The sequence below is a fragment of the Halanaerobium sp. genome (assembly GCF_003070835.1).
Map to the genome: position 1 here is coordinate 1 of NZ_QBLR01000299.1, position 4,115 is coordinate 4,115.

A 4,115-nucleotide genomic window follows, 5' to 3' on the forward strand; every position below is an offset into this window, starting at 1 on the left:
TAAGTTGTATATGATAATTTAAAAGTGACCCAGGAAAATAAGGCTTGCAACACAGGAAGTTTACTGATTAGAGAAAAACCACTTCAAACCCTACTTTTGTGAAGATTTAGATTTATTTTTTTATTTTTTTCGATTAAAAAGACAATGCCAGATAAAATAATCACCACATATATTAATGATATAGATTTGTAATAGAAGTTTTACCAACTTCTCTAGCATATACTTGGACTTCACGCAATTCTCTATTTGAAGAAGATGAAAATATTGTTTTTGGTGATTTTGACTTTAATTCACCCCAGAGTCTGGTCGAAGAACTTGAACAGGGCTGGGCTGGCAAATTCAAATCACATATTTTTAATAATATTGATGAATATAAATTTGCTGACATGTATTTTGAAGATAATGGTATATCAACTTTTTAAACGATAGATTAGAGAATATCAATAGCAAAACACTGCTGGATTTTATCTTTCTGAAAACAGGGAGTTATTTCCTGTCCTATGGGTAAGAAACCAGATAAAGATAAATACTTAGAAAGCAGCGATACCTATGCAGACAGGTTTAAAAAAGAAGACTGTAAAGACTATAAATTCAGATCAAAGTGTACTGAAAAGATCACAGGAACTTGATAAATCCAAAGTAACAGGACTGGTTAAAGCTAAATCAGCAGTCTGTATAAAATGATCGGCTACAACTTAAAACAGCTGGTCAGGGCATTGAAAATGAAATCAAAATCGGAAATATGCACATAAAAGGTGCACTCCAGGTTCAAATATATACTTCTGGAATAATATCTTTTCAGATATCACCGGACAGATGTCCTAATACCAATATTTAATTTTTTAGATTTTTATTTTTTGAATTATTTTAGACTTTTCGCAGTGCAATCATAAATTGTTTAGATATTTAGAGCTATTAGTAAAAAAGGAATTTATAAGGTGCTTATTGAAATAATTAAATAAGAGTCAAAAAAATTATAGCGAGATTAGTAATAATAATTAATATTTTATCATATTTGTACTTGTAACTTATATGAAGATAAGAAAAACAAATAATTTTGGGAGGTACATATATTTTATGAATAGGGAAATTCAAGATATCGAAAAAGAACTGCAGGAAGAAGGAAGATTTTTAGTAGATAATTTTGGGGTCGATATGGGTAATATTTCATATATACTTTTAGGGCCCTTAATTTTTCTTATTATATTTCTGCTGCCTATTCCTGGTTTAGACTGGCAAGCACGAGGTGGATTAGGTATTTTGATTTGGATGGCTTTCTGGTGGACAAGCGGTCATATTGCAGTCGCAATCACAGCTTTAGTTCCAATTTTTGTAACCACATTTATACCTATAGCACCAGTTGGAGAGATAGTAAGAGTATTTAGCCATAGAATAGTATTTTTAATTGTCGGAAGCTGTGCTATGGGAGCAGCCTGGCAGAGATGGGGTATTGCGAAAAGACTATCACTCAAGATACTTTCTTTTTTTGGGAATAGTGCTCGCAAACAAATATGGGCCTGGTTTTTAATTTCTGCATTATTAAGCTCAATTATTGCTGATACTGTAACTGCAGCAGTATTTGTACCAGTAGCTGTTACACTTCTGAATTATTTAGGTTTTGATTCAAATGCAAAAAGATGGAATAATAAGGCAGCCACAAATATTTTGCTGGCAATTGCCTGGGGAGCATCCATTGGAAGTCTTCCTACTCCTTTAGGTGGTGGACAAAATTTATTAATTTATGAATTTTTAAATGAAGCTGTGGGCAGAAAAATATATTTTTATGAATGGACATTGCGAATGCTTCCTTTTACTCTTATGTTTATTCCATTTATCGGTTTTTACATAAGTCATATTTTACAATCTGAAGACGTTAAATTACCCGGCTCTAAAGAAATATATCAAAAAGAGTTAGATAAAATGGGAAAAATGAAAAAGGGGGAAATATATTCTGCTCTTGTCTTTGTTTTAGCAGTTGCTTCAGCTTTTTTAGAACCTCTTTATTCTAATTTGTTACCATTTTTAGATCCAGCTTTTGTGTTCTTTAGCCTTGCATTTTTGCTATTTTTTATACCAACTGAAGAAAAAGAAAATGTATTATCAATAAAAAGTATGGGTTATTTTCCTATAACGGTAATGATAGTTTGGCCAAGTGCTTTAGCTTTAGCAAAGGTGTTAGAATTTTCTGGTCTGGCAGAAATCATCGGTAATAATCTCAGCTTCTTTGCAAGTGGATATGGCATTTTTACTTTTCTTATTTTTGGAGGAGTAACAGCTTTACTTACAAATATTTCTACAAACACAGCGTCTGCAGCTTTGCTTTTGCCAGTAATAATTCAGCTTTTTATATCTAAAGGATTAAATCCAGTCCCAATAATATTACTTTTAACTGTTTCTGTTAATTTATCTTTTGCTATAGCTTCAGGTAATGGTTGTCTTGCAGTAAGTGCAGGTTATGGTGTTAATTTAAAAACAATGTTTAAGCATGGGGTAATTATTGCTATAATTGGATTTATTCTTTCAACCGGACTTGCTTATATTTTAGATCAATTTTTACCCTGGTGGGGAGTACTTTAAATTATTAAATGTAATAGCAAATATTTTTTGTTACGGACTAAGTATTAAAAAGTTTTTGAAATCAAATATCAGGATTTTGATAGGATTCACCCTAAAACAAAGAAAAACCCGCTTCTCGGCGGGTTTTTTAAAATGGGCGTTAGCCCTTAATATTCAATGGCGGAGAGACTGGGACTCGAACCCAGACACCTTTCGGCTTCACCGGATTTCAAGTCCGTACTGGGCTTTGTTAGTTAGTATCAGGTATTGCCAACTATTCTGCTAAAACAGTGATTTGAGGTGGTTTTTGTCTAATAATTTATCAGCTAGTATCAGCTGTTATCAGATTTTTTGTTAGGATTGTGTCAGGATTTATTCAAATAGTTTAAATACTAATATACTTAAATTAGATATACTTTTTGGAATTTCAATATTAAGATTTATATTATTAAAAATTTTTTTGAAGTTCTCATCATTATATTTATTTATTATAAAATCAGCAAGTTCTAGATTTTGGAAATTACTATTTCTTCCGTTATATGCTACACATTTCATTCCAGCATTTTTAGCAGCTTTTATACCATTTTCAGAATCTTCTACTACAATACAGTTTTTGGGATTTGTATTTAAAGCATTTGCTGCTTGTAAAAATATTTCTAGATTTGGTTTGCCATTATTGATTTTGTTTATATCAATAAATTCTTCCATATATTTATTTAAGTTAAGTTTTTGATAAACATATTTAATTATTCTTGGAAAACCTGAGGAACCAATTATCATTTTTTTATTAATTTTAGAAAGTTTTTTTACCAAAACTCCAGTCCATCTATTATTTGAATATCATTTTCTTTTAAGCTTAGATAAAAATTTTCAATATGTTCTTTAATTATATTTTCCAGATTGTTTCCCTTTGATATATTTTGATTTTTATCACATTTATCTCCCCATACTACTTATTTGAATTGTTTTTAAAAATTAAATATTAAGTTCTATTTTAAAACCTAAGTCCTCTCCTATTTCCTGTCCCTTACCGCTTAAATTAAAGTGGTCAAGTCCGATTACCAGTCCGTCTCTAACCTACAAGCTTATACCAACTGTTTGTTACTCCAGCTTCGATAGCAACTCTCATTTTGACTTCAGATAGCTCGCGTTCTGCTGCATATATTTCCAGCTTTCTTTTTCCGGTACTGACATACATTAGTTAGTGTAAAATAAAAGTGGGTTTTAAGAATTGATTTGAATAAATAGGCAGGAATTTTAATATAAATAAAGAAGGAGCCTCACAAGGACAAAAATCAAAGAAAGGAGTGAGGCCCCTTGGAACTTGATTTAAGAATATTACAAAATAAGACTAATTTCAAGGATGTAGAGAAAGAAATTTTTAGAATTGTATGTAAAGAAGCTAGAAAAAGATTTAAAAAGATCTTAGAGGAAATTGATCAGGCTATCATGGAAAACAGAGATAAAGATAAATTCAAACTTAAAGATATCAAAGAAAGAACTATTGATACTCTTTTTGGTGAAGTGACTATCAAAAGGAGATACTACCAAGATTCCAA

4 protein-coding genes are annotated in these 4,115 nt (G+C 30.8%); 3 read left to right on the forward strand and 1 reads right to left on the reverse strand.

Going from position 1 to position 4,115, the window contains the following annotated elements:
• The first annotated feature begins 549 nt into the window (after window positions 1-549).
• Both CI949_RS17785 and CI949_RS17790 read left to right on the forward strand, forming a co-directional pair.
• Entirely contained in the window at window positions 550-684 is a 135-nt protein-coding gene (locus tag CI949_RS17785) for a hypothetical protein (protein ID WP_290768825.1), read from the forward strand.
• A 393-nt stretch (window positions 685-1,077) separates the two neighbouring features.
• Window positions 1,078-2,577 (forward strand): SLC13 family permease, encoded by a 1,500-nt coding sequence (locus CI949_RS17790; RefSeq protein ID WP_290768828.1) that lies wholly within the window; start codon window positions 1,078-1,080, stop codon window positions 2,575-2,577.
• 351 nt (window positions 2,578-2,928) lie between these two features.
• Here the strand turns inward: CI949_RS17790 and CI949_RS17795 are convergent, their stop codons facing one another.
• The gene (locus CI949_RS17795; protein ID WP_290768831.1) at window positions 2,929-3,369 is read right to left on the reverse strand and encodes an HAD family phosphatase; all 441 of its coding nucleotides are present in this window, start codon (window positions 3,367-3,369) and stop codon (window positions 2,929-2,931) included.
• A 504-nt stretch (window positions 3,370-3,873) separates the two neighbouring features.
• Here CI949_RS17795 and CI949_RS17800 point away from each other — a divergent pair.
• On the forward strand, window positions 3,874-4,115 hold a 242-nt coding region (locus CI949_RS17800; RefSeq protein WP_290768834.1), incomplete at its 3' end, for a UPF0236 family transposase-like protein.

Coding starts and splice junctions, on each gene's coding strand:
- CI949_RS17790 (WP_290768828.1), top strand. CDS start 1,078: ATGAATAGGGAAATTCAAGATATCGAAAAAGAACTGCAGGAAGAAGGA.
- CI949_RS17785 (WP_290768825.1), top strand. CDS start 550: ATGCAGACAGGTTTAAAAAAGAAGACTGTAAAGACTATAAATTCAGAT.